General features: G+C 71.8%; 20 protein-coding genes. 10 read left to right on the top strand and 10 right to left on the bottom strand.

The annotated features are described in order from the left end of the window. The first annotated feature begins 102 nt into the window (after positions 1-102). Positions 103-576 (top strand): Lrp/AsnC family transcriptional regulator, encoded by a 474-nt coding sequence (locus BXA11_RS22065; protein ID WP_030507112.1) that lies wholly within the window; start codon positions 103-105, stop codon positions 574-576. Here BXA11_RS22065 and BXA11_RS22060 read toward each other — a convergent pair. From BXA11_RS22060 to BXA11_RS22035, 6 genes are read right to left on the bottom strand one after another with little or no spacing between them, the layout of a single operon-like run. Then, positions 522-1,613, bottom strand: a complete 1,092-nt coding sequence (locus tag BXA11_RS22060; RefSeq protein ID WP_204053659.1) for an N-acetylglucosamine kinase — start codon at positions 1,611-1,613, stop codon at positions 522-524. The two genes, BXA11_RS22065 and BXA11_RS22060, sit on opposite strands and share 55 nt — an antisense overlap. Beyond that, positions 1,610-2,872 (bottom strand): 6-phospho-beta-glucosidase, encoded by a 1,263-nt coding sequence (locus BXA11_RS22055; RefSeq protein WP_076437401.1) that lies wholly within the window; start codon positions 2,870-2,872, stop codon positions 1,610-1,612. The genes BXA11_RS22060 and BXA11_RS22055 overlap by 4 nt, the downstream gene beginning before the upstream one ends. Beyond that, complete coding sequence (locus BXA11_RS22050; RefSeq protein WP_076437398.1) at positions 2,869-3,714, bottom strand: carbohydrate ABC transporter permease; 846 nt, start codon at positions 3,712-3,714, stop codon at positions 2,869-2,871. Before BXA11_RS22050 ends, BXA11_RS22055 begins: the two co-directional genes overlap by 4 nt. Then, positions 3,711-4,613 (bottom strand): carbohydrate ABC transporter permease, encoded by a 903-nt coding sequence (locus BXA11_RS22045; protein WP_076437396.1) that lies wholly within the window; start codon positions 4,611-4,613, stop codon positions 3,711-3,713. Before BXA11_RS22045 ends, BXA11_RS22050 begins: the two co-directional genes overlap by 4 nt. A gap of 7 nt (positions 4,614-4,620) precedes the next feature. Continuing rightward, on the bottom strand, positions 4,621-5,958 hold the full coding sequence (locus BXA11_RS22040) for an ABC transporter substrate-binding protein (protein ID WP_076437393.1): 1,338 nt from the start codon (positions 5,956-5,958) through the stop codon (positions 4,621-4,623). A 13-nt stretch (positions 5,959-5,971) separates the two neighbouring features. Then, positions 5,972-7,225 (bottom strand): ROK family transcriptional regulator, encoded by a 1,254-nt coding sequence (locus tag BXA11_RS22035; protein ID WP_083744475.1) that lies wholly within the window; start codon positions 7,223-7,225, stop codon positions 5,972-5,974. A 177-nt stretch (positions 7,226-7,402) separates the two neighbouring features. On the opposite strand from BXA11_RS22035, the gene BXA11_RS22030 reads away from it, so the two are divergent. From BXA11_RS22030 to BXA11_RS22015, 4 genes are all read left to right on the top strand, one after another. After that, a complete protein-coding gene (locus BXA11_RS22030) occupies positions 7,403-9,652 on the top strand; it encodes a HelD family protein (RefSeq protein ID WP_076437391.1) in 2,250 nt (749 codons plus the stop codon). Between the two features lie 489 nt (positions 9,653-10,141). Continuing rightward, positions 10,142-11,698, top strand: coding sequence for an apolipoprotein N-acyltransferase (gene lnt / locus BXA11_RS22025; RefSeq protein WP_239104997.1), 1,557 nt, complete (start codon positions 10,142-10,144; stop codon positions 11,696-11,698). Further along, positions 11,698-12,441, top strand: coding sequence for a polyprenol monophosphomannose synthase (locus tag BXA11_RS22020; RefSeq protein WP_030507103.1), 744 nt, complete (start codon positions 11,698-11,700; stop codon positions 12,439-12,441). The genes lnt and BXA11_RS22020 overlap by 1 nt, the downstream gene beginning before the upstream one ends. Positions 12,442-12,517: 76 nt before the next feature. After that, positions 12,518-13,033 (top strand): FxsA family protein, encoded by a 516-nt coding sequence (locus BXA11_RS22015; protein WP_076437388.1) that lies wholly within the window; start codon positions 12,518-12,520, stop codon positions 13,031-13,033. Between the two features lie 122 nt (positions 13,034-13,155). Here the strand turns inward: BXA11_RS22015 and BXA11_RS43985 are convergent, their stop codons facing one another. Continuing rightward, positions 13,156-13,932, bottom strand: coding sequence for a PRC-barrel domain-containing protein (locus tag BXA11_RS43985; protein ID WP_076437385.1), 777 nt, complete (start codon positions 13,930-13,932; stop codon positions 13,156-13,158). Positions 13,933-14,711: 779 nt separating this feature from the next. Here BXA11_RS43985 and BXA11_RS45420 point away from each other — a divergent pair. Beyond that, positions 14,712-16,508 carry a DUF222 domain-containing protein gene (locus BXA11_RS45420; RefSeq protein WP_159454826.1) on the top strand — a complete coding sequence of 599 codons (1,797 nt, stop codon included), beginning with the start codon at positions 14,712-14,714 and terminating at the stop codon, positions 16,506-16,508. Further along, the gene (locus BXA11_RS22000; RefSeq protein WP_159454825.1) at positions 16,427-16,825 is read left to right on the top strand and encodes an HNH endonuclease signature motif containing protein; all 399 of its coding nucleotides are present in this window, start codon (positions 16,427-16,429) and stop codon (positions 16,823-16,825) included. The genes BXA11_RS45420 and BXA11_RS22000 overlap by 82 nt, the downstream gene beginning before the upstream one ends. A 36-nt stretch (positions 16,826-16,861) precedes the next feature. Here BXA11_RS22000 and BXA11_RS21995 read toward each other — a convergent pair whose 3' ends face one another. Next, complete coding sequence (locus tag BXA11_RS21995) at positions 16,862-17,563, bottom strand: CBS domain-containing protein (RefSeq protein WP_076437376.1); 702 nt, start codon at positions 17,561-17,563, stop codon at positions 16,862-16,864. Positions 17,564-17,784: 221 nt separating this feature from the next. Between BXA11_RS21995 and BXA11_RS21990 the strand changes: the two genes are divergently transcribed. Genes BXA11_RS21990 through BXA11_RS21980 form a run of 3 tightly spaced genes read left to right on the top strand, consistent with a single transcriptional unit; the run spans position 17,785 to position 20,130 of the window. Then, the gene (locus BXA11_RS21990) at positions 17,785-18,444 is read left to right on the top strand and encodes a CBS domain-containing protein (protein WP_030507098.1); all 660 of its coding nucleotides are present in this window, start codon (positions 17,785-17,787) and stop codon (positions 18,442-18,444) included. A gap of 31 nt (positions 18,445-18,475) precedes the next feature. After that, positions 18,476-19,465 carry an Acg family FMN-binding oxidoreductase gene (locus BXA11_RS21985; protein ID WP_076437373.1) on the top strand — a complete coding sequence of 330 codons (990 nt, stop codon included), beginning with the start codon at positions 18,476-18,478 and terminating at the stop codon, positions 19,463-19,465. Positions 19,466-19,518: 53 nt separating this feature from the next. Further along, positions 19,519-20,130, top strand: a complete 612-nt coding sequence (locus tag BXA11_RS21980) for an Rv1733c family protein (RefSeq protein ID WP_076437370.1) — start codon at positions 19,519-19,521, stop codon at positions 20,128-20,130. 30 nt (positions 20,131-20,160) lie between these two features. On the opposite strand, the gene BXA11_RS21975 is transcribed toward BXA11_RS21980, so the two are convergent. Both BXA11_RS21975 and BXA11_RS21970 read right to left on the bottom strand, forming a co-directional pair. Beyond that, positions 20,161-20,556, bottom strand: coding sequence for a hypothetical protein (locus BXA11_RS21975; protein ID WP_143734442.1), 396 nt, complete (start codon positions 20,554-20,556; stop codon positions 20,161-20,163). 162 nt (positions 20,557-20,718) lie between these two features. Continuing rightward, positions 20,719-21,330 (bottom strand): response regulator (locus BXA11_RS21970; RefSeq protein ID WP_076437633.1); only part of this gene is annotated, 612 nt, incomplete at its 5' end.

The following is a 21,330-nucleotide window of genomic DNA, read 5'->3' as shown; positions in this document are numbered from 1 at the left end:
CGACCTCCGGTCTCGGCGATGATGATCGCAAGCTAGCCAGGGCCACCGACAATTCGGTGGCTTAGGGACGAGACAGTCGCGGGCGGCGCTACCGTTGCTGGGGTGGAGGAGATCGATCGCCGAATCGTCACCCTGCTGGCGACTGACGGCCGGATGAGCTTCACCGATCTGGCCAAGGAGACCGGGCTGTCGGTCTCCGCCGTGCACCAGCGGGTACGCAGGCTGGAAAAGCGTGGTGTCATCCGCGGATACGCCGCTCTCGTGGACTACGACGAGATCGGTCTTCCGATGACCGCGTTCGTCTCGATCAAGCCGATCGACCCCTCCGCGCCGGACGACGCGCCGGAGCGGCTGAGCCATCTGACCGCCATCGAGGCGTGCCACAGCGTCGCGGGTGATGAAAGTTACATTCTCAAGGTTCGCGTCGCCTCCCCTCTGGCGCTGGAGGAGCTCCTCCAGCAGATCCGCGCCTCGGCCAACGTCAGCACGCGCACGACCGTCGTCCTCAGCACGCCGTACGACTACCGCTCCCCGGTGATCGAGAAGGAGCCGGAGGAGGACGCCGCCGAGGGCTGAGGGCCGTCTTCCTCCGGGCTGTCTTCCTCTGGGCCGTCTTCCTCTGGGAGGAAGTGCGCCCGTACCCGGGCGTACGCCTCGGGGGGCGCACCGAGGTGGTCGAGGCCGAGCAGGGCGGCGCCCATGATCGGCGGCACGCCGGCGACGACGAGCCGGGCGAGCGGCGCGCGCTCGGCGTAGCGCCGCTCGACCAGCGACGTCAGCAGGGGATGCCGGGCCGTCAGCACGCCGCCGCCGAGCACGACCTCGCAGGGCGCGGCGAGCAGGCCGAGCCGCCGCATGGCGACGACGCCGAGCAGCGCGATCTCCTCGGCCTGCCGCTCCACCAGCGACCCGGCGATCGCGTCGCCGTCGGCGGCGGCCGCGAGCAGGGGCGGCACGAGCGCGTGCAGCCGGTCGGCCGCGAGGTCGCCGAAGTGCAGCCCGACGACGGCCTCCTCGACCGTGGCGGTGCCGAAGCAGGCGCGCACGACGTCGGTCAGCGCGGTCGCCGGGCCGCGGCCGTCCTCGGCGCGCGCGGCGTGCCAGAGGGCCTCCTCGCCCAGGTGGTGGCCGCCGCCCCAGTCGCCGCTGAGGCGGCCGAGCGCGGGGAACCGGGCGACCCGCCCGGTGGGGGAGACCCCCACCGCGTTGATGCCGGCGCCGCAGACGACGGCCACGCCCCATCCGGTGGACGACCCGGCCCGCAGCAGGGCGAAGGTGTCGTTGCCCACGACCACGCTCGCGGCGTACCCGCGCGCCAGCAGCTCGGCCCGCAGCAGTTCCTCCTCGACCGGCAGGTCCGCCCCCGCGACGTACGCCGCGACGTGGTCGGCGTACGGCGGCGCGGCGGCCTCGCCGGCCTGGCCGGTCTGCCCTGCCAGTGCGCGCCGCACGGTCCGGCCGATCACGTCGACGGCGGCCTCGGCCCCGGCGCTCTGCGGCAGGAACGCGGGCCCGCGCGCGGCGGCGAGCACCGCGCCGTCCTCGCGGACGAGGGCGACGTCGGTCTTGCTGTTGCCGCCGTCCACCGCCAGCACGGTGCGAGGCGCGGTCACCGCGCCACCGACCACGGCAGGAAGACGCGGTTGGCGTCCACGAGGCGCGCGGCGAGGTCGCCGGCGAGGGACGCCTGCCCGACCAGCGGATGGGCCAGCAGGGCGTCCCTGACGCGGTCCTCGCCGCCGTCCAGGGCCGCCTCCAGGGCGAGCGACTCGTACGCCGACACGTGGGCGATCAGGCCCCGATACAGCGGCTCCACGGGATCGACGGGCAGCGGGACGGCCCCGGCGGCTCCGACGGCGGCCGGGACCTCGATCACCGCGTCGTCGTCGAGGAACGGCAGTGTGCCGTCGTTGCGGGTGTTGACGACCTGCACGTCCCCGCGGTCGCCCATGAGCGAGGCGACCAGGGCGACGGCGGCCTCCGAATAGAAGGCGCCGCCGCGCCTGTTGAGCAGGTCGGGCTTGGTGTCCACGGCCGGGTCGGCGTACATCTCCAGCAGCGCGGACTCCATCGCCGCGACCTCGGCCGCCCGCGACGGCGAGGTCCGCTGCTCGGCCACCACCCGGTCGTGCTCGTAGAAGTACCGCAGGTAGTACGACGGCACGGCGCGCAGGTGGCGGACCAGCTCCACCGGCAGGCCGACCGACTCGGCGATGTCCTCGCCGTGCCCGTCCAGCAGGCGGGGCAGCACGTCCACGCCGTCGAGCAGCACGGACCGCTCCCAGGTGAGGTGGTTGAGCCCGACGTGCCCCAGCGCGATCCGCTCGGGGGTCACGCCGAGGAGGGCGGCGAAGCGGCGCTGGAACCCGATGGCCACGTTGCACAGCCCGATGGCCCGGTGCCCGGCGTCGAGCAGCGCCCGGGTGACGATGCCGACGGGGTTGGTGAAGTCGACGATCCACGCGCCGGGGGCGTGCGCGCGCACCTTCTCGGCGATGTCGAGCACCACCGGCACGGTCCGCAGGGCCTTGGCGAGCCCCCCGGCACCGGTGGTCTCCTGGCCGACGCAGCCGCACTCCAGCGGCAGGGTCTCGTCGACGTTCCTGGCGGCCTGGCCGCCCACGCGCAACTGGAGCAGCACCGCCGCTGCCCCGGCGACGCCGTCCTCCACGCGGGTGGCGGTGGTCAGCGCGGCGGGATGCCCGGCGCGGGCGAGCATCCGCCGGGCCATCCCGGCGACCGTCGCGAGCCGGTGCTCGTCGGGGTCGACGAGCGCGATCTCCGACAGCGGCAGCTCGCCGCGCAGACGGGCGAAACCGTCGATCAGCTCCGGCGTGTACGTGGAACCGCCCCCGACAACGGCCAGCTTCATTTGACTCCCGTCAATTTGACGCCCTCGATGAAGACCTTCTGGGCGAAGAAGAACACGACGATCACCGGGGCCATGGCCAGCAGCGTGGCGGCCATCGTGAGGTTCCACTGCACCCGGTGCACCGACCGGAACGCCGCGAGCCCCAGCGACAGCGTCCAGTTGTCCAGGTCGGTCCCGGCGTACAGCAGGGGGCCGTAGTAGTCGTTCCAGCAGTAGAAGAACTGGAAGAGCGCGACGGCGGCGATGGCCGGGCGGGCCATCGGCAGGATCACCCGCACGAGCGTGCGGAACTCCCCGCAGCCGTCGACCTTCGCCGCGTCGGAGTATTCACGCGGGATCGTGACGAGGAACTGGCGCAGCAGGAAGATCGAGAACGCGTCGCCGAGCAGCATCGGCAGGATCAGCGGCCACAGCGTGCCGGTCAGGTGGAAGCGGGCCCAGATCAGGTAGATCGGCACCGCCACGACCTGCGGCGGCAGCATCATCGTGGTGATCACCAGCAGGAACGCCAGCCGCCGCCCGCGGAAGCGGAACCGCGCCAGCGCGTACGCCACGGGGATCGACGACACCAGCATGAACGCGGTGGCGAGCACCGAGTAGAGCAGCGTGTTGCGGATCCAGGTCAGCAGCGGCGCCTTCTCGAAGATCTCGGTGAAGTTGCCCCAGTCCCAGGTGTGCGGCCACAGGTCGGAGGTGAGCGCCTGGCGGTCGGTCATCACGGCCGTGAGCGCGATGAACACCAGCGGGCCGAGGAACATCAGCGCGAGCGCGATGGCCAGCGCGTGCCGGGCGACCCACAGCAGCGCGGTCCGGGTCGCGGTCCGTCTCGCTGTCGGGGTCACGACTCCTCCTCGGCGAAGCGGAACTGCCGCAGCAGGACGAGCGTGAAGACCATCGCCACCGCGAACAGCACCAGCGCGAGCACGCACGCGTAGCCCATCGCGTAGTCGCGGAAGCCCTGCTGGAACAGCCACTGGGGGAACGTCAGCGTGGACTGGTCGGGGTAGCCGGGGGTGAAGACCGACCCGGCCGAGTCGGTCGCCCCGGACGCGACCCGCGCGGCCACCTCGGCCTGCGTGAAGTACTGCAGCGTCTGGATCACCCCGGTGACCAGGGCGAACATCAGCACCGGCCGGATCACCGGCAGCGTGATCGACGTGAACTGCCGCCAGCCGTCCGCGCCGTCGATGGAGGCGGCCTCGTAGAGCTGTTTCGGCACGTCGAGCAGGGCGGCCATGAAGATGACCATCAGGTCGCCGACCGACCACAGGCCCAGCAGAGTGAGCCCCCACTTCGACCACGCCGGGTCGCCGAACCAGTCGGGAGCGGGCAGCCCGACCGCCGAGAGGAGCGCGTCCACCGGCCCCGTGCCGGGGTTGAGCAGGAACACGAACCCCAGCGTCCCGGCCACCAGCGGCACCAGGGCCGGCAGGTAGAAGATCGTGCGGTAGACCCCGGCGCCGGCCTTCAACCGGGTCACCAGCTGGGCGACGCCGAGGCCGAACAGCACCCGCAGCGGGACCATCACCACGACGAGCCACAGGGTGTTGCGGATCGCCGTCCAGGCCGCCTGGTCCTTGAGGAAGTACTCCCAGTTGAGCAGCCCGACGGGCTCCAGGGTGAACAGGTCGTACCGCTGGAAGGAGAAGTAGACCGTGGACACCAGCGGGTAGACGAAGAAGATCGCGAACCCGGCGAGCCAGGGGGACAGGTAGAGCAGGGCGCGCAGGTTTCCACGCATCGGGGGCTCAGCCGCCCGCCGTCAGCTTGAGCTTCTCGTCGATCTTCTTGTCGACCTCGGCGAGCAGCGCGTCCAGGTCGGACGCGCGGCCCGACTCCCACTTGATCTGCGCCTCCTGCAGCGTCTGCTGGTTGAAGACGGAGTTGACGTGGGCCGGCAGCGTCGTGCTGTCGGGGTTGGCGAAGACGTCGAGGAAGGTCTGGAAGTTCGGGTCCTTCTTGAGGTCGGGCGACTGGAGCGCGGGCAGCGTGCTCGGCACGTTCCTGATCGCGTTCGACAGCGTCACCAGCGTGCCGGTGTCGGTGGTGAGGTATTTCACCAGCTCCCAGGCGGCCTCCGGGTGCTTGGCGCCGCGCGGGACGCCGATGACGGTCCCGGTGATGTAGCCCGCGCCGTACCGCTGCGGCTGGTCGTCGGCCACCGGCAGCGGCGCGGTGCCGTAGTCGAGGTCGGGGGCGTCGGCGGCCAGCATGGCGGTGCGCCACTCGCCGTCGATGGCCATGGCGACCTTGCCCGTGTTGAACGGGTTCTCGGCCGACCACTCGTCGCCGAAGCTCTTGCGGAACTTCTCGAGCCTGTCGTAGCCGTACCAGTCGGTGAGGTCCTTCTGCCAGGTCATCAGCTTCTTCCACTGCGGGTCGGAGCCGATGGCCGAGGTGCCGTCGGGGTTGGTCCACTTCCCGCCGACCATCACGCCGGTGTGGATGGGGGCGTTCTCGTACATCTGGCTGGTCGGGACGAACCCGGCGACCTTGATGTCGCCCTTGTCGTTCTTGACCGTCAGCTTCTTGGCGAGGTCGGCCAGCTCGCTCATCGTCTTCGGCGGCTGGTGGCCCTGCATGAGCGTCTTGTTGTAGTAGAGGCCGTACGCGTCGGCGAGCATCGGCATCACGCAGCGCTTGCCCTGATACTGCGTGTATTCGGCGATCACCTTGGGGAACAGCGCCGCCGGATCGATGCCGCTCGCCTTCAGATACGGGTTGAGGTCCTGGAAGATCCCGGCCTTGCAGAACTCGGCGACGCTGTCGGTGGTGAACGACAGGGCCACGTCGGGCGGGTTGCCGCCGCGCACGGACTGGAGGATCTGGCTGTCCTGGACGGCCTTGGTCGGCTTGACCGTGATCCACGGGAACTTCTTCTGGAAGCCGGCGAGGGTCTCGTCGAAGGCCTTGAGCTCGTTGTCGGCGCTGAAGCCGTGCCAGAACTCGATGGTGACCGGTTCGTGGCTCGCCCCGCTCTGGGCCACCTTGGGCGGCCCGCTCTCGGTGCCGGCCGTACAGGCGGTGAGCGCGGGCAGCCCGGCGCCGACGAGAAGTGCCGTGGAGAGGAGGAGAAGGCGTTTCATGGGGGGTGCCTCCCTAGTGGGCCGAAGGGGATGTGTTCACCGGGCCGTTCACCGCGCCGTTCACCGCGCCGTTCACCGGGCCGAACAGCTCCTCGCGTACGGCGCCGAGCGCGAGGTCGAGGGCCCCGGTGAGGACCGGGTTGCCCTCGAGAGTGGACAGCAGCACACGAGGCCGGGGAATGGTGAGCGCGTGCAGCTCCCGCTCGACCACCTCCCGCAGGACCTCGCCGCCGGCGAGCAGCACGCCGCCGGACAGCACGACGATCTCGGGGTCGACCACGGCCGTGATCGCGGCCAGCCCCATCGCTAGACGGCCGGCGAGGTCGCGCAGGGCCGCGTACGCGCTCTCGCCGTCCGGGCCACCGCGTCCGGCCAGGGCGACCGCGTTGCGGACGGCGCCGCTCGGCGTGGAGCCGCGCACCCCGTGCGCCCGCAGGAGGGCGAGCACGGCCGGGCCGCCCGACAGCGCCTGGAACCCGTGGTTGGCCCGCCTGCCGACGTCCCGCGCGGTGGGGGCGCCGACCACGGGCATGTAGCCCACCTCGCCCGCGCCGCCGGTCGCCCCGCGATGGAGGCGGCCGCCGATGACGAGGGCAGCGCCGATGCCCTCGTCGGCCCACAGCAGCACGTAGTCCTGGTGGCCCCGGGCGCTGCCCCTGGACCGTTCGCCCTGGGCGACGAGGTTGACGTCGTTCTCCACGTCGATCGGCACGCCGATCCCGTCGCGGAGGGTTCCGATCAGGTCGGGGATGTGCCAGCCCGGGATGTGGGCCGCGTACCCGAGCCTGCCGGTCGAGGGGTCGACGGCGCCGCCGATGCCGACGACCACCCGGCTCAGCTCCGTCGGGTCGAGCCCGGCCGGGCCGCACGCCCCTGTGAGCGCGGCCCGGACCCGCTCCACCACGTCGCCACCGGTGCGCCCCGGAGTCGCCAGCCGGTGCTCGGCGACGACCGCTCCGGTGACGTCGGCGACCGCCACCGCGATACGTGCCGGCGTGACGTCCAGCGCCGCCACGTGCGCCGCGCGGGGGTTGATCCGGTAGAGCTCCGCCGTACGGCCCGGCAGGCCCTCCCGGATGCCGTCCAGGACGACCAGGCCGGCCTCCTGGAGCCGGGCCAGCAGCTGGGAGGCGGTCGGCTTGGACAGGCCGGTGAGCGCCCCCAGCTCGGGGCGGGTCAGCGGGCCGTGTTCGAGCAGGACCATCAGCGCGGCGCGGTCGTTGATCGCACGCAGCAGGCTCGGCGTCCCCGCGATGGGCCGGGTCATACGTTCTCCCGCGACAGAGCATGTTAGGAAAGTTTCCTAACTATGGCTGCGACCGTACGAACGGGCCGGGGCGCCGTCAAGGGCGTGATCCGCGCCGAGATCCATCTGTGACGCGCCCGTGAGCGGCCGTGCCCGATGCGGGAGAAGGGCGGGACGGCACGTAGAATCTGGCGGCCTATGCCAGAGTCTTCGACGGGCGAGCTGGCCCGGGAGCAGAAGTACGTCGCCGCGCTGTACGAGCGCCTCGACGTGCTGCGGGAGCGCACGCGCGGGCAGCTCGACGCCGTGCTGGCCCAGGGGGCCTTCGGCACCCACCAGAACCGCTCGGAGCGCGACAGCTTCGCCGTCATGTACACCCAGCGGCTGGCCCGTCTCTGGGCCGTGGAGAACGGCCTGTGCTTCGGCAGGCTCGACCACGCGGAGGGCGAGCGGCTGTACATCGGCCGCATCGGCCTGTCGGACGACGACCAGCACCGGCTGCTGATCGACTGGCGGGCCCCCGTGGCGCAGCCGTTCTACCGGGCCACCCCGGCCGCCCCGATGGGCGTCACCCGGCGGCGTCACCTGCACACGCGGGGCCGCAGGGTCACCGCGATCGACGACGACCTGCTCGACCTCGACAGCCTCACCGACGCCGACCGGGCCTCGCTCAACGGCGAGGCGGCGCTGCTGGCCGCGCTCGGCGAGAAGCGCACCGGCCGCATGCGCGACATCGTGGCCACCATCCAGGCCGAGCAGGACAAGATCATTCGAAGCGACCTGAACGGCGTGCTCGTCGTCCAGGGCGGCCCCGGCACCGGCAAGACCGTGGTGGCCCTCCACCGCGCGGCCTACCTCCTGTACACCTACCGGGAGCGCCTGGAACGCCGGGGCGTGCTGATCCTCGGGCCCAACCCGACCTTCATGCGCTACATCGAGCAGGTGCTGCCGTCCCTCGGCGAGACCGACGTGCTGCTGTCCACCGTGGGCGAGCTGTACCCGGGCGTCACCGCGACCCGCGAGGAGCGGCCCGAGGCCGCCGCGGTCAAGGGCGGGATCGCGATGGCCGACGTGATCGCCCGGGCCGTGCGGGAGCGCCAGCGGATGCCGCGCACGCCCGTGGAGATCAAGCTCGACAAGTTCACGCTGAAGCTCGACCGGCAGACGCTGGAGGCGGCCAGGTCGAAGGCCGGCCGCTCGCGCCGTCCGCACAACCAGGCGAGGTCCGTCTTCGTACGGCACCTGCTGACCGTGCTGACCCGGCAGGCCGCCCGGCAGCTCGGCCGCGGCAACCTCGACGACGCCGACTTCGCCGACCTGCGCGAGGACCTGCGCACCGAGGAGCCTGTGCGGGTGGCGCTCAACCGGCTGTGGCCCTACCTCACGCCGCAGCAGCTGCTGATCGGCCTGTTCACCGACCGCGACCGGATGGCGGCGGCCGGGCTGGGCGCGCCTGAGCGCGACCTGCTGCTGCGCGAACCGCCCAGACCGGGGGAGAAGCCGGGGGAGAACTGGTGGAGCCCGGCCGACGTGCCGCTGCTCGACGAGGCCGCAGAGCTGCTGGGGGACATCGACGAGGGGGTGCTGCGGGCGGCGCGCCGGGCCGAGCAGGAGCGCGAGGAGCGCATCGCCTACGCCCGCGAGGTGCTGGAGCTGACCGGCCTGGCCGACATCATGGACGCCGAGCGCTTCGCCGAACGGCAGCAGGCCGAGGAGACCTACCTCACCACGGCCGAGCGGGCCGCCAGGGACCGCACGTGGGCCTTCGGCCACGTGATCGTGGACGAGGCCCAGGAGCTGTCCGAGATGGCCTGGCGGATGGTCATGCGGCGCATCCCGAGCCGGTCCATGACGATCGTCGGCGACATCGCCCAGACCGGGTCGGCCGCGGGCGCGGCGAGCTGGGCCCGGGTCCTCGGCCCGTACGTCGCGGGCCGCTGGCGCGAGGAGCACCTCAGCGTCAACTACCGCACCCCCGCCGAGCTGATGGAGGTCGCCGCCCGCGTGCTCGAACTGGTCGGCCCCGACCTGAAGGCGCCGGAGTCGGTGCGGGAGACGGGCGAGCGGCCGTGGGCACTGCGGGTCGCCACCCTCGCCGAGGCGGGCCCGTTGGTGGCGGCGGAGGTCGTCGGGGAGGGCCGCCTCGTGGTCATCGCCCCGGCGGGGACGACCGAGGAGATCGGGACGATCGTACGGGCCGCCGTTCCCGGCGTCGCCACCGGGTCCGGCCCTGCCGCGCTGGACGCGCCCGTGGCGGTGCTGTCGGTGACCGAGGCCAAGGGGCTGGAGTTCGACTCGGTGATCGTGGTCGAGCCCGGCCGGATCCTGCGTGAGTCGCCGCGCGGCCCGAGCGACCTCTACGTCGCGCTGACCCGGGCCACGAGCCGCCTCGGCGTCGTCCACGTGGAGGAGCTGCCCGCGGTCCTGAACGGCCTGGAACGGCGCTGACTGGAACGCGCTGAACGTGCACCGCTCCTACCTGCGGAAATGTGGTGTTTTGGCTGATCGGGACGCGGTTGACATCTGCGCTGAGGTCGGTAGTTTGCTGCGCAGTCCAGCACGGGACTGACCGGTTGGCCGCTCTATGGCGCCGCCGACCTCTGCGTCGATGACGGAGCGTGACGCCGTCAGCACACCAGGCGCAGGGCGGCGTCCCGCCGGGGCGGGGCACCCCATCCGGCCGGGGGGTTGGACCCAGGAGGGGCCCGGGCACCCAGTAGACAACGGAGCTCCGCGCCCGCCGCCGACGGGACGGAACCGGTCCGAAGGGCCGCCCGGGCCTCCTTCCCTTCTTCGTCTCTTCATCCGCGTGATCGCCCCTGGACGCCGCCCGTAGAGTGGCGGAGACGGTTTGGCGAGCTACGCCGCCGTCTGCGACCCTGACCTGGAATGATTTTCTGCGCCAGGACCCATCGACACGCGAGGAGAGACTGTTCCGTGGCACTGAAGACGGCACAGGACGCGGCTCCGCCCGCCGCCGGGGCGCCGAAGCCGCGGGTGCCGGGCGTGCTGGTCCGCCTCGCCGCCTCCGTCGTGGGCGGCCTGGTGCTCTACCTCGCCTTCCCGCCCATCGGGTGGTGGTTCTGCGCGCCGCTGGGCGTCGCGCTGCTCGCCCTCGCGTTGCGCGGTCTGCGGCCGCGCCGGGCGGCGTGGCTGGGGTACGCCGGGGGGCTGGCGTTCCTCCTGCCGACGCTGGCCTGGGTCCGCCCGATCGGGAACGACGCCTGGCTGGCCCTGTCGGGCATCGAGAGCCTGTTCTGGGCCGCGCTGGCCGGTCTGGCCGTCCTCGTCATGCGGCTGCGCCTGTGGCCGCTCTGGGTGGCCTGCCTGTGGGTCGTGCAGGAGTGGGCCCGCGGGCTGTTCCCCGTCGGGGGCTTCCCGTGGGCGCGGCTGGCCTTCAGCCAGGGCGAGTCGCCGTACACCGGCTTCGCCGCGCTGGGCGGCGCCCCGCTTGTAAGTTTCACGGTCGCCCTCACGGGGGCCCTGCTCGCCGCCCTGGTCACACGGCGTCCGCCGAGGTTACGGGCCGACCGGGTGCTTGCCGGGACGCTCCTCGCCGCGATAGCCGTACCGGTGTTGGGGCTGGTCGTGCCCCGGCCCGGCGACGAAGGCAGGACAGTGCGGATCGGTGTCATCCAGGGCAACGTCCCTGGGCGGGGGATGTACTTCCTCGGCGACGAGCCCGCCGTCGTGCTGCGCAACCACGCGGACGAGACGCACCGGATGGCCGAGGCCGTGCGGGCCGGGAAACTCCAGCGGCCCGACATCGTGGTGTGGCCGGAGAACTCCACCGACATCGATCCCTACTCCAGCGCGTACGCCCGGCAGGTGATCGACTCCGCCGCGAAGGACATCGGCGTGCCGATCCTCGTCGGCGCGGTGGTCAAGATCGGCACCGAGAACCGGGCCACCCGCGGCGTGGTCTGGGACCCGGTCACCGGCCCCGGCGCCTACTACGACAAGCGGCGGCTGGTGCCGTTCGGCGAGTACACCCCGATGAAGGACCTGTTCCTGGCGCTGTCGTCGCGGGCGCAGCTCGTCGGCCGGCAGTCCGTCGCCGGGGACAAGCCGGGAGCGCTGCGGATGGGGCCCGTGACGATCGGCACGGTGGAGTGCTACGAGGTGGCGTTCGACAGCACCGTGCGCGACACGGTGCGGGCCGGCGGCACGCCGCTGGTCGTGCAGACCAACAACGCCAGCTACGCCCTCACCAACCTGCCGCCGCAGCAGCTCGCGATGTCGCAGCTGCGGGCGGTGGAGTTCAACCGCGCCGTGGTCACCGCGGCGACCACGGGCATCTCCGCGTACGTCGGCCCCGACGGCCGGGTCGGCTGGCGTACCGGCGAGCTGATGGCGGGGATGGACGTCCTGGACGTCCCCGTCAGGACCAAGAACACTGTGGCGGCGGAGGTAGGCGCGCTGCCAGAGTGGATCATGATACTCATGGGGGCCGGAGCGACGGTGGCGGCCATCTCTGGGCGGAGGAAGAGCTGATGGAGCGGACCCCGGGGCGGGTGCTCGTGATCGTTCCTACGTACAACGAGAGGGAGAACCTCCCGTTGATCACCCGGCGCCTGCGTGAGGCGCTGCCCGACGTGCACCTCCTCGTGGCCGACGACAACAGTCCTGACGGCACCGGCCGGATCGCCGACGAGCTGGCCGAGGCGGACGACCACATCCACGTCATGCACAGGACGAGCAAGCAGGGGCTGGGCGCCGCGTACATCGCCGGATTCCGGTGGGGCCTGGCCGAGGGCTACGACGTGCTGGTGGAGATGGACGCGGACGGCTCTCACCAGCCCGAGCAACTGCACAAGCTGCTCGACGCGGTGGCCGACGGCGCCGACCTGGCGATCGGCTCCCGGTGGGTGCCCGGCGGCAAGACCGTCAACTGGCCGTTCTCGCGCGAGCTGCTGTCGCGGGGGGCCAACACCTACGTCCGGCTGGTGCTCGGCATCCCGGTGCGCGACGCCACGGCGGGCTTCCGCGCCTACCGCGCGGCCACGCTGGAGAAGATCGGGCTGGACGACGTCGAGTCGCAGGGCTACTGCTTCCAGGTGGACCTCACGCTCCGCACCGTGCGGCAGGGCCTGCGGGTGACCGAGATGCCGATCACGTTCGTCGAGCGCACCGTGGGCAGCAGCAAGATGAGCCGGAAGATCATCTTCGAGGCCTTCTGGCGCGTGGCCATCTGGGGGGTCGCCGGCTTAGGCGAGCGGTTTCGCCCGAGGCGATAGGCACGATCCACAGGAACCCCAGCCGCCGCGGGGACGTTGACGCAGACGTACGAGTGCCGGGTGAGTGGGGCAAGACATGGTGCGGATCGGGCTGTTCCTCGCGTTCCTCGTGATTCCCGTCCTGGAGATCTGGTTCCTGATCCAGGTGGGGTCCGTGATCGGCGGCTGGGAGACGGTTGCCCTGCTCATCGCCGACAGCGTCCTCGGCGCCTGGCTGGTCCGCCGCGAAGGGCGGCGGGCATGGGCGGCGCTGCGCACGGCGATCGAGTCGGGGCGCATGCCCGACAAGGAGCTCGCCGACGGCGCGTTGATCGTCGCCGGGGGCGCTCTCCTGATGACCCCCGGCTTCCTGAGCGACGTGTTCGGCTTCTTCATGATCCTGCCGTTCACCCGGCCGATCGCCCGCCGCTGGGTGTCGTGGTTCCTCGGCCGCCGGGTGCGCTCACTCGCCGCCCGCTCGCCGTACGCGCCGCTCTTCGACGGGACCGCAGGGTTCGGCCGGGCCGGGGGCTTCGACGAGGCGGGTGGCTTCGGCGGGCCCGCCGGAGCGGGCCGGGGCCGCGTGGTGCACGGCGAGGTCGTCGACGACTGAGACGTGATTACGGCCGGAGGGGGCCGGGCATGCCGTTGCCCCGATGGCGGAGGCGCACCGGGGCAACGGGGCTGGTCGACGAACGGCTTGCCGGTTCGTCCGGGGTTCTTCCGGTTGTTCGGTTACAGGAGCGGCTCGTCCTGGTCGGGGATATCCCGGCGTCGGATGTCCCGATCACGGGCGTCCGGGTCGGCGACGAACCGGTCGCCGGCGTTCGTCATCGGATCGCCGGTGCCGAACCGTTCCTGTGACCGGGCCGCCGGGTCCTCCGTGCCGTACCGCTCGCTCGTCGTGCGCGAGGGATCGCCCGCGCCGAACAGTTCCTCGGACCGCGTCTCGGGCTCCCGCTGCGCCAGCGGCTCACCCGGGCGCGTACCGGGGATCTCGGCGTCCAGCCGGTCCCTGGAGCCGAGCGACGGGTCGTCGACGCCGTACCGCTCCCCGCCGCGGGTCACGGCGTAGTCCGCGTAGTCGCCGGGCTCGCCGGTGCCGGTCTCCAGCCGTTCGCGCTCGCGTCGCCCGGCGCTGTCGGCCCAGCCGGTGAGACTGTCGGGCCTGTTCGCGCGTTCCCAGGCGGTGTCCCAGTCCATGTCGTAGTGACGGTAGAGCTCGCGCTCCTGCTCGGCGGACAGGTGTCCGTCGGCGTCCAGGTCCACATCGGGCGCGCTCTTGACGTGCTCCTTGTCGTACGGGACCTCGACGTGGCCGGCCGTCAGGTTCGCCTCGTGCAACGGGACGAAGGTCTCCTTGGTGCGGAGAAGTCCCGTCTTGACGCACAGCCACTTCGGCCGTCCGGTCGCGTCGTCGAGAAAGACCTGCGCCACCTCGCCGATCTTGTCGCCGTTGAGGTCGTGGACCGGGTTGTCGAGCACCATGGGGATCTGCTCGTGAGTGATCACGTGCTTCTCCTTGCCTCTCGCTTGGTCGGTCCCTTACTGGGCTACCGCCGATGGGCGGACGGAAACCACTTTTTTCGCAATTCGCCTCTGCTACGTCATGACGACTGCGCCGGGGAACCCGGCATCGTCGCAGGTGAAGGCTGCCGTCACGGCGTCCTCGGCCGCTGCCGAAATCGTCTGGACTCGTACGGGGCTCCTCGGCTTGCGGCGCCGGGACGAGCACCCCGTCTTGAGAGGCCGGACCTCGGGCCGATGTCCTGGCTTACGCGTGGAAGCCGCGGATCGGGCCCAAAAGGGGGATTCACCCCGAATTGCTTTGCTGTCTGTGACTCCATCTAATTCGGCTCCGCGCTTGAGTGAGGTGGGTGGCCGCGAAAGAATTCATATAGATTTTCGAATGGGCGTGAGGAGGTGTCATGGAATCGCCGCTTGCCGATCCTGGCCACCTCAATCGTTCGAGCATTCCGGACAGCGAGAACTGGTGGGAGCGGCTGACTTCCCGATCGCCCCTCTGGTCCTCCGAAAGTGCGCTCTCAGACGGCGAGCAGGCTCGGTGGATTTTCGGCGAGCCGGGTCCGGATCCTCATATCGCGCAACGATGGAATGTCCTCCTCGGGCAAATGCGACTGCCTCCGAATTTCACTGCCCAAAACCGTGCATCCGGGACTTTGCATGCTGGTGCGTCCATCGGCGCCGAGAGTGCTGGTCCTGCAGGTGCCCCCTCTGGGGGTGCCGCCGATGCGGGTGGTCGTCCGCGTGCTCGGTCGTCGTGGGTGCTGGTGGGGTCGTTGCGTGAGTCGGCGCAGGCGTTGGCGTTGGCGCCGCTTCCCGAGGATGCGGATGTCTGCCTGGCTGAGGCGGAGGATTTGCTGTTCGCGCGGGACCGGATCACCTGCGCGCTGGCCGATCGGGTGGGGCGCGTGCATCGGGCGGGTCAGGCCAAGCAGCACGGGCATGCCTCCACCCGCAGCTGGCTGCGTACCGCCGCCGGAATGAGCGTCGGCGGTGCGGGCCGCCTGCTGACGTTGGCGGTGGAGCTGGCGCGTCTGCCCCGGGTGCGGGAGAAGTTCGCCACCGGCCAGTTGGCGGCGGGGGTGGTGGAGGCGATCTGCGCCGCCACCGCGAACCTGTCCGGCGAGCATGCCGGTGTGGCCGAGCCGATCCTGCTGGAGTTGGCGGGCAAGGCAGGCGCGGCGGAGGTGGCCAAAGCGGGCCGTTATCTGCGGGCGGTGCTGGATCCTGATGGGGAGGACCGTGATGAGCGGGCCGAGTTCGGGCGGCGGTTTCTGCGGGTGCGTCCTGGGCGGGGCGGCGGCCTGGAAGGGGAGTTCTCCCTGCCGCGTGAGGCGGCTGCCCGGCTGCGTGCCCTGCTGGACGCCTACGCCAAGCCGCGGGCGGAGGGCGATGACCGGCCGCTGAGCGTGCGCCAGGCCGATGCCTTCATCGCCCTCCTGGAGCAGAAGATCGCCACCGAGCTCCTGGTCCTGGTCAACGCCGAATCCCTCCCCACCGACCCCGCCATCGACGCCGCCGCCGGCGACACCAGTGACCCCGAACCTGCCGACTCCGACCTCGCCGCCACCGCCGAAGGCACCAACACCTCTGCCCCCGCCGCCGGCGACGCCAGCGGCTCTGCCGTGGTGAGGCCGCCACCACCGACCACCCCGCGGACCCTGACCACGTCGGAAGCGCTGACGGCCCCAGCGAGGCCGACGACGTCGTTTTTGGTGCAATGGGCGACCCCGGTGACGCGGGCGGCGCCGACGACCCGGACGACCCGGACCGCCCTGACACCGCCGAGGCCGGGGCTGAGGCAGATGCCGGTGCCGATGGAGTGGCGGACGCCGGTGCGGGGAGCGATGCCGGTGCCGATGGAGCCGCGAACGCCGGTGCCGGAAGCGCCGACCGTTCTTCCGTCGGTCCCCGCGATGAGGAGTCCCGCCAGCCAGGGCCCGACGAGCGCGGGGCGGGTGATCGCGGAACCTCTGCGCGTGGGACCGGTAGGCGCCCCTCGGGCACAGCACCTTCCTGCGCAGCACCCCCGCGCACAGCGCCTTCGGATGCAGAGCGGCCCGATCCTCCTCCCGAGGACAACTCCGCACATGACACCCACGCCGGGCATCGGCCTGCGAGGGACTGCCGGCATGCGCAGGCAACGTCTGAGGACGACAGCGACGTGCGCTGTGGCAAGTATCGCCATGACCGGGGCCGCCACGAGCCGGGCTGCGATGAGCCGGGCGGCGAGGAGTTGGGCCGGGCTCGGCAGGATGCGGCGGACGGCCAAGGCGCGTGCCGGTGCGGCAGCGCGGCGCGGTGTTCGTGTGCGACGCAGGCGCCGGGAACAGCGGGAACGCCGGGGACGGGGACGACGGGGACGGGGCAGGGAGCGTCACCGGGGACGCCGCCCGGGGCGCCGCCGGGGAGGCTACGCGGGACGGGGCCGGGGGCACTGTTCGGGACGGCACCGGGGGCGTTGCTGGGGACGGTGCCGGGGTTGTTGCTGGCGACCGGGCAGATGCTGCCCGTCACCAGCGTGCACCGCCTGGCCCGCACCTCGACTCTGGTGCGGCTGGTGATGGACGCCCAGGGACAAGTGCTCGACATGGGCCGCAAGGTCCGCCTGGCCACCCCCGCCCAACGGAGGGCGATCTTCGCCCGCTACGCCACCTGCTGGATCGACGGCTGCCCACTCCCCGCCACCATGTGCCAGATCGACCACGCCGACAACTGGAGCACCGGCGGCCTCACCGACCTGAAACTCCTCGGACCCGCCTGCCAGTTCCACAACCGCGACCGCTACCAGCACCCCCAGCGCTACACCCGCCGCAGCGTCGGCACCGACCGCTGGGCCTTCACCTACCACCGTCTCGCAGCCACACGGCTACGGAAATGACGACCGGGGCCGGGAACATGAGGCCGGGCCCGGGGATCAGGATTCCTCCCAGGGGCCGACGTCGTCATCCTTCCACTCCAGGCGGTCGACGACCCCGATCACGCCGTTGGTCCGTTCGACCATGCGTGTGAGCACCCGCGCCTGCGAGCGGCGCTCCAGACCGCCGGCGAGCGTCACGACGCCTTCCGACACCGACACCTCGACGCTCGACAGGTCGGCCCACAGGCAGTTCCCGATGACGTCCTCGCGTATCTCGTGGGCGATGTCCGCGTCCGCGCGGGCGAGGACCTTGAGCAGGTCATGACGGCTGATGATGCCCACGAGCACGCCCTCGTCGTCCACGACGGGCAGGCGCTTGACCCCGTGCTGGCTCATCTGCCGGGCCGCGCTGACCACGCTCGTGTACGGACGCGTGGTGACCGGGGGCGCGGACATGAGCTCGGCGGCGGTCACCCCACGGGCCCTCTCCTGGCTCCTGGCGGCCCTGTGCCCCACGGCCTCGCGCAGGCGGGCCCGTAGCGGCAGCCGGTAGCCCTCGCGGTAGAACTGCTCCCGGAACTCCTCCTTGCGCAGCAGATCGGCCTCGGAGACCACACCGACCACGTGGCCCTCGCCGTCGACGACGGGTGCCGCGCTGACGTCGTGCGCGATGAGGACCCCAGCCACGTCCCTGAGCGGCGTGCTGCCGTTGACGGAGGCGACCTCGCTCGTCATGACGTCCCGCACCTTCATGTGCATGATCGGCTCCTCTCCGCGCCGTATGCCATTCCCCAACTCCATCGCAGCCCTGTACGGGCCGGATGAGTAGGGACGGAGGACCCTGGCCGTGGGGCCCTTCGCCATGCCCTGTCCAGGGGGCGCGATGGGTGGCCGAAAGTCCCAGGCTGTCAGGACCTTCACCGCTGACCTCGGAAGACGCGCCGAGGCACGCTGGGCACTGAGAGATGGGAGGCGTCGTCATGACGGCGAAAGTGAAGGATGTCATGGGCAAGGTCGCGATCGCGGTGCCGATGGACGCGTCGTTCGCGGACCTGGTCGCCACCATGCAGCGGTTCAAGGTGGGCGCGGTCACGGTGATCGACGCCGACCGGCGCCCGGTCGGGGTGGTGTCGGAGGACGACATCCTGCTGAAGGAGATCGATCCGGGGGAGAGCGTGCTCGACGGTCCCCGCAGGCGCGAGGAGCACCGGAAGGCGGCGGGCACGAAAGCTGGCCAGATCATGACGCGCCCCGCGATCACGGTCACCGGCGGCACCTCCGTGCGGGACGCGGCCCGGCTGATGCATCGCAACCGCATCAAGCAGCTGCCCGTGATCGACGCCATGACCGGCCGCATCGTGGGGACGGTTCACCAGGGCGACCTGCTGCGGGTGTTCGTCCGCCCGGCGGAGGACATCCTGGCCGACATCGAGGAGGTCGCCGCCCGGCTGAACCTCGGCCCCGACGACCTTCGGATCACCGTCTCCGGCGGCGTGGTCACGATGAGCGGGCAGGTGCCCCGCAGGTCGGACATCAAGCCGCTGCTGCACGCCGTACGCCGGGTCGAGGGCGTCGTCGAGGTGGACGCCGACCTCGCCTTCCTCGTGGACGACCTGCTGATCGCCCCGCCGTTGCTGTGACCTAGCCCCAGGATTCCCAGGGGAGGAGACCGTGAACACTCGGACCGTTGAAGGGATCGTGCAGGCCGCGAGAACGGCGGTGGAGGCGGCTCTGTGGGCGCCATCGATCCACAACACCCAGCCCTGGTCGTTCGGCGTCTCGGGAGACGAGATCTGCCTGCGCGCCGACCCCGACAGGAAGCTGCGGGTCTCCGACCCCACCGGCCGGCAGATGACGATCAGTTGCGGCGCAGCGCTGTTCAACGTGCGGATGACACTGCAGGCCCTCGGTTACGAGCCCCAGGTGCGGCGCTTCCCCGACCCGGAGCGCCCGCTGCTGCTGGCCACCGTACGGGTGCGGCCGGGGCGGGAGCCCGCCGAGCACATCCGCCTGCTGCACGCGGAGATCGAGCGCCGCCGCACCCACCGGTCCGGGTTCACCGCTCTGCCGGTGCCCGACCGCCTGGTCGACGCGCTCGTGGCGGAGGCGGCGGCCGAGGACGGCCACCTGCTGCCGGTCGGGTCGGAGGCCACCGCGCGGGTGCTCGCCGCGCTCACCGGCGCGGCCCAGGACGTGCAGTCGCAGAACCGGTTGTTCGTCCTCGAACTCATGCGCTGGGCCCGGCCGCCCGGCAGCTCACGCCGCGATGGCGTGCCCGCGGCGGGCTATCCGACCGATCCCCGGCGTACGCAACCCCAGCACTTCGCGCAGCGGGACTACGCCCGGGGCCACGAGTGGGGGATGGCGCCGGACGAGCGGGTGTCCGCCTCGACGGGTCTGGTGGCGCTCCTCACCACCGCGGGGGACGGCCGGGAGGACTGGCTGCGCGCGGGCGAGGCGCTGCAGCGGATGCTGCTGCACGCGTCCGCGTACGGCCTGAGCGTCGCGTTCCATACGCAGGCGCTGGAGATGCCGGAGTTGCGGGAGTTCATCCGCAGGCACCTGTGCTCGGAAGAGGCGCCGCAGATGATCATGCGGTTGGGGTTCGTCATCGACGAGAGCGAGAGCGTCCGTCGCGCCGCCTCCGACGTGATGGACTGACTTCGCGCGCCCGGGGAAGTGAGACCTCCTGTGGCCTGACAGGAGGTGCGCCCATGAGGTCGCTCGCCCGCTGGGCCGTGTCGCGGCTACGCCGTTACCGGCCCGATCACAACCCGCTGCGCCGCCGTTCCGATCGGATCGAGGCGGCGATCGCGGCGGCGGCGCTGGCCGCCGTCCTGTTCGCTGTGTGGCCCGCGGCGCTGGCCGCTCGCACCGTGTATGACGGCGGCGTCATGGCCGAGCGGGTCGGGCCGGGGACACCGCAGCTGGTCGAGGCCACCCTGGTCGAGGCCCCTGCCGCGGAGGAGGGTTCCGCCGCACCGGCCGCCGGGCGCGGTCTGCCCGCGGCGAGCTCGGCGCGGTGGACGCTGCCGTCCGGCGAGGTCCGGGAGGGCGTGGTCCCGGCGGTGCTCCTCCTGCGGGACGGTCCGATGAAGGCGCGGGTGTGGGTGGACGCCGAGGGCAGGCCGGCCGCGCCGCCGCCGCATCGGGCCGAGACGGTGACGAGGGCGGGACTGGCCGCCGCCGGCGTCGTCGCGATCGTCACCGTTCTGGCCTGGGCCTGCTTCGCGCTCACGCGCCACTGGCTGGACCGCGGACGCTACCGCGACTGGGAGGCCGCCTGGGTGGCGGCCGACCAGAGATGGCGCCGTCACCGCATCTGAGGCCGCCGGATCAGCGTCCCGCTGTCCTGGTCACCTCATGCTCTGCGAGATGTCGCAGGAGCGGCTGCCCGGGGCGCAGTAGGCGCCCTGGCTGGTGATCTTCCCGGCGGACGTGACGCTGGTCGACTGCGGGCCGCCCAGCAGTGAGGGCGTGTAGACGCCGTTGAGGTTCTGGATGTTCCTGCCGCGGCCCGACCTGTACTGCGTGGCGCTGGTCCGCCCGCCTCGGGCCATCTGGTAACCGCGCGGGCCGGGCCTCGGTCTGGCCTTCGCTTTCGCATGCGCCGCCTTCGCATGCGCCGCCTTGGCGGCGGCCGCGGCGGCGTGCGGTTTGCGGCGCAGCGGAGCGGAGGCCGCGTCCGCCGATTCGGCGACGGCGAGACCGGCCAGCGAGACGACGAGCGCGGCCACCGCAAGCCGCCGCACCGCCGAGACGAGATCGGTTCTGAAGACGTCCGCGCAGTGCCGAGACACCTGGCAACCACCCGCCCATGCGTCAGTGGATATAAGCGACATAGGGCATATGCCCGTATCGCTGGGCCAGGGCGGCGTCCTGGGGAACTCCGGCACGGATGATTACACGAAGGATTACTCTGTCCCGGCGCGTCGTCCGGCCTTGAGGCGGGCGGCGAGCGCGGCGGCCTGGGTGCGGCGCTGCATGTCGAGCTTGCTGAGCAGGTTGGACACGTAGTTCTTGACCGTCTTCTCGGCCAGGAACATCCGCTCGCCGATCTGGCGGTTGGTCAGGCCCTCGCCGATCAGCTCCAGGATCTGCCGCTCCTGGTCCGACAGCGCGGCCAGTGGGTCCTTCTTCGCGGCCTGGTCGCGCAGCCGGTGCAGCATCGCGGCCGTGGTCTGCGGGTCGAGCAGCGACTGCCCGCCGGCCACCGTGCGCACCGCGCCCACCAGGTCAGAGCCGTGGATCTGCTTGAGCACATAACCGGCCGCCCCGGCCATGACCGCGTTGAACAACGCCTCGTCGTCGGCGTAGGAGGTCAGCATCAGGCAGGCCAGGCCGGGCACCTTCGAGCGCACCTCACGGCAGACGTCCACGCCGTTGCCGTCGGGCAGGCGCACGTCGAGCACCGCCACGTCCGGCTTCAGCGCGGGGATGCGGGCCACGGCCGACTCGGCCGTCCCCGCCTCGCCGACGATCTCGATGTCGTCCTCGGCGTCCAGCAACGCCGCCACCCCACGCCG

This window comes from Microbispora rosea (genome assembly GCF_900156315.1).
In the GTDB taxonomy this organism is placed as follows: Bacteria; Actinomycetota; Actinomycetes; order Streptosporangiales; family Streptosporangiaceae; genus Microbispora; species Microbispora rosea.
The sequence above is the reverse complement of the archived record's forward strand: the minus strand, read 5'-3'. Positions and strand labels throughout refer to the sequence as shown.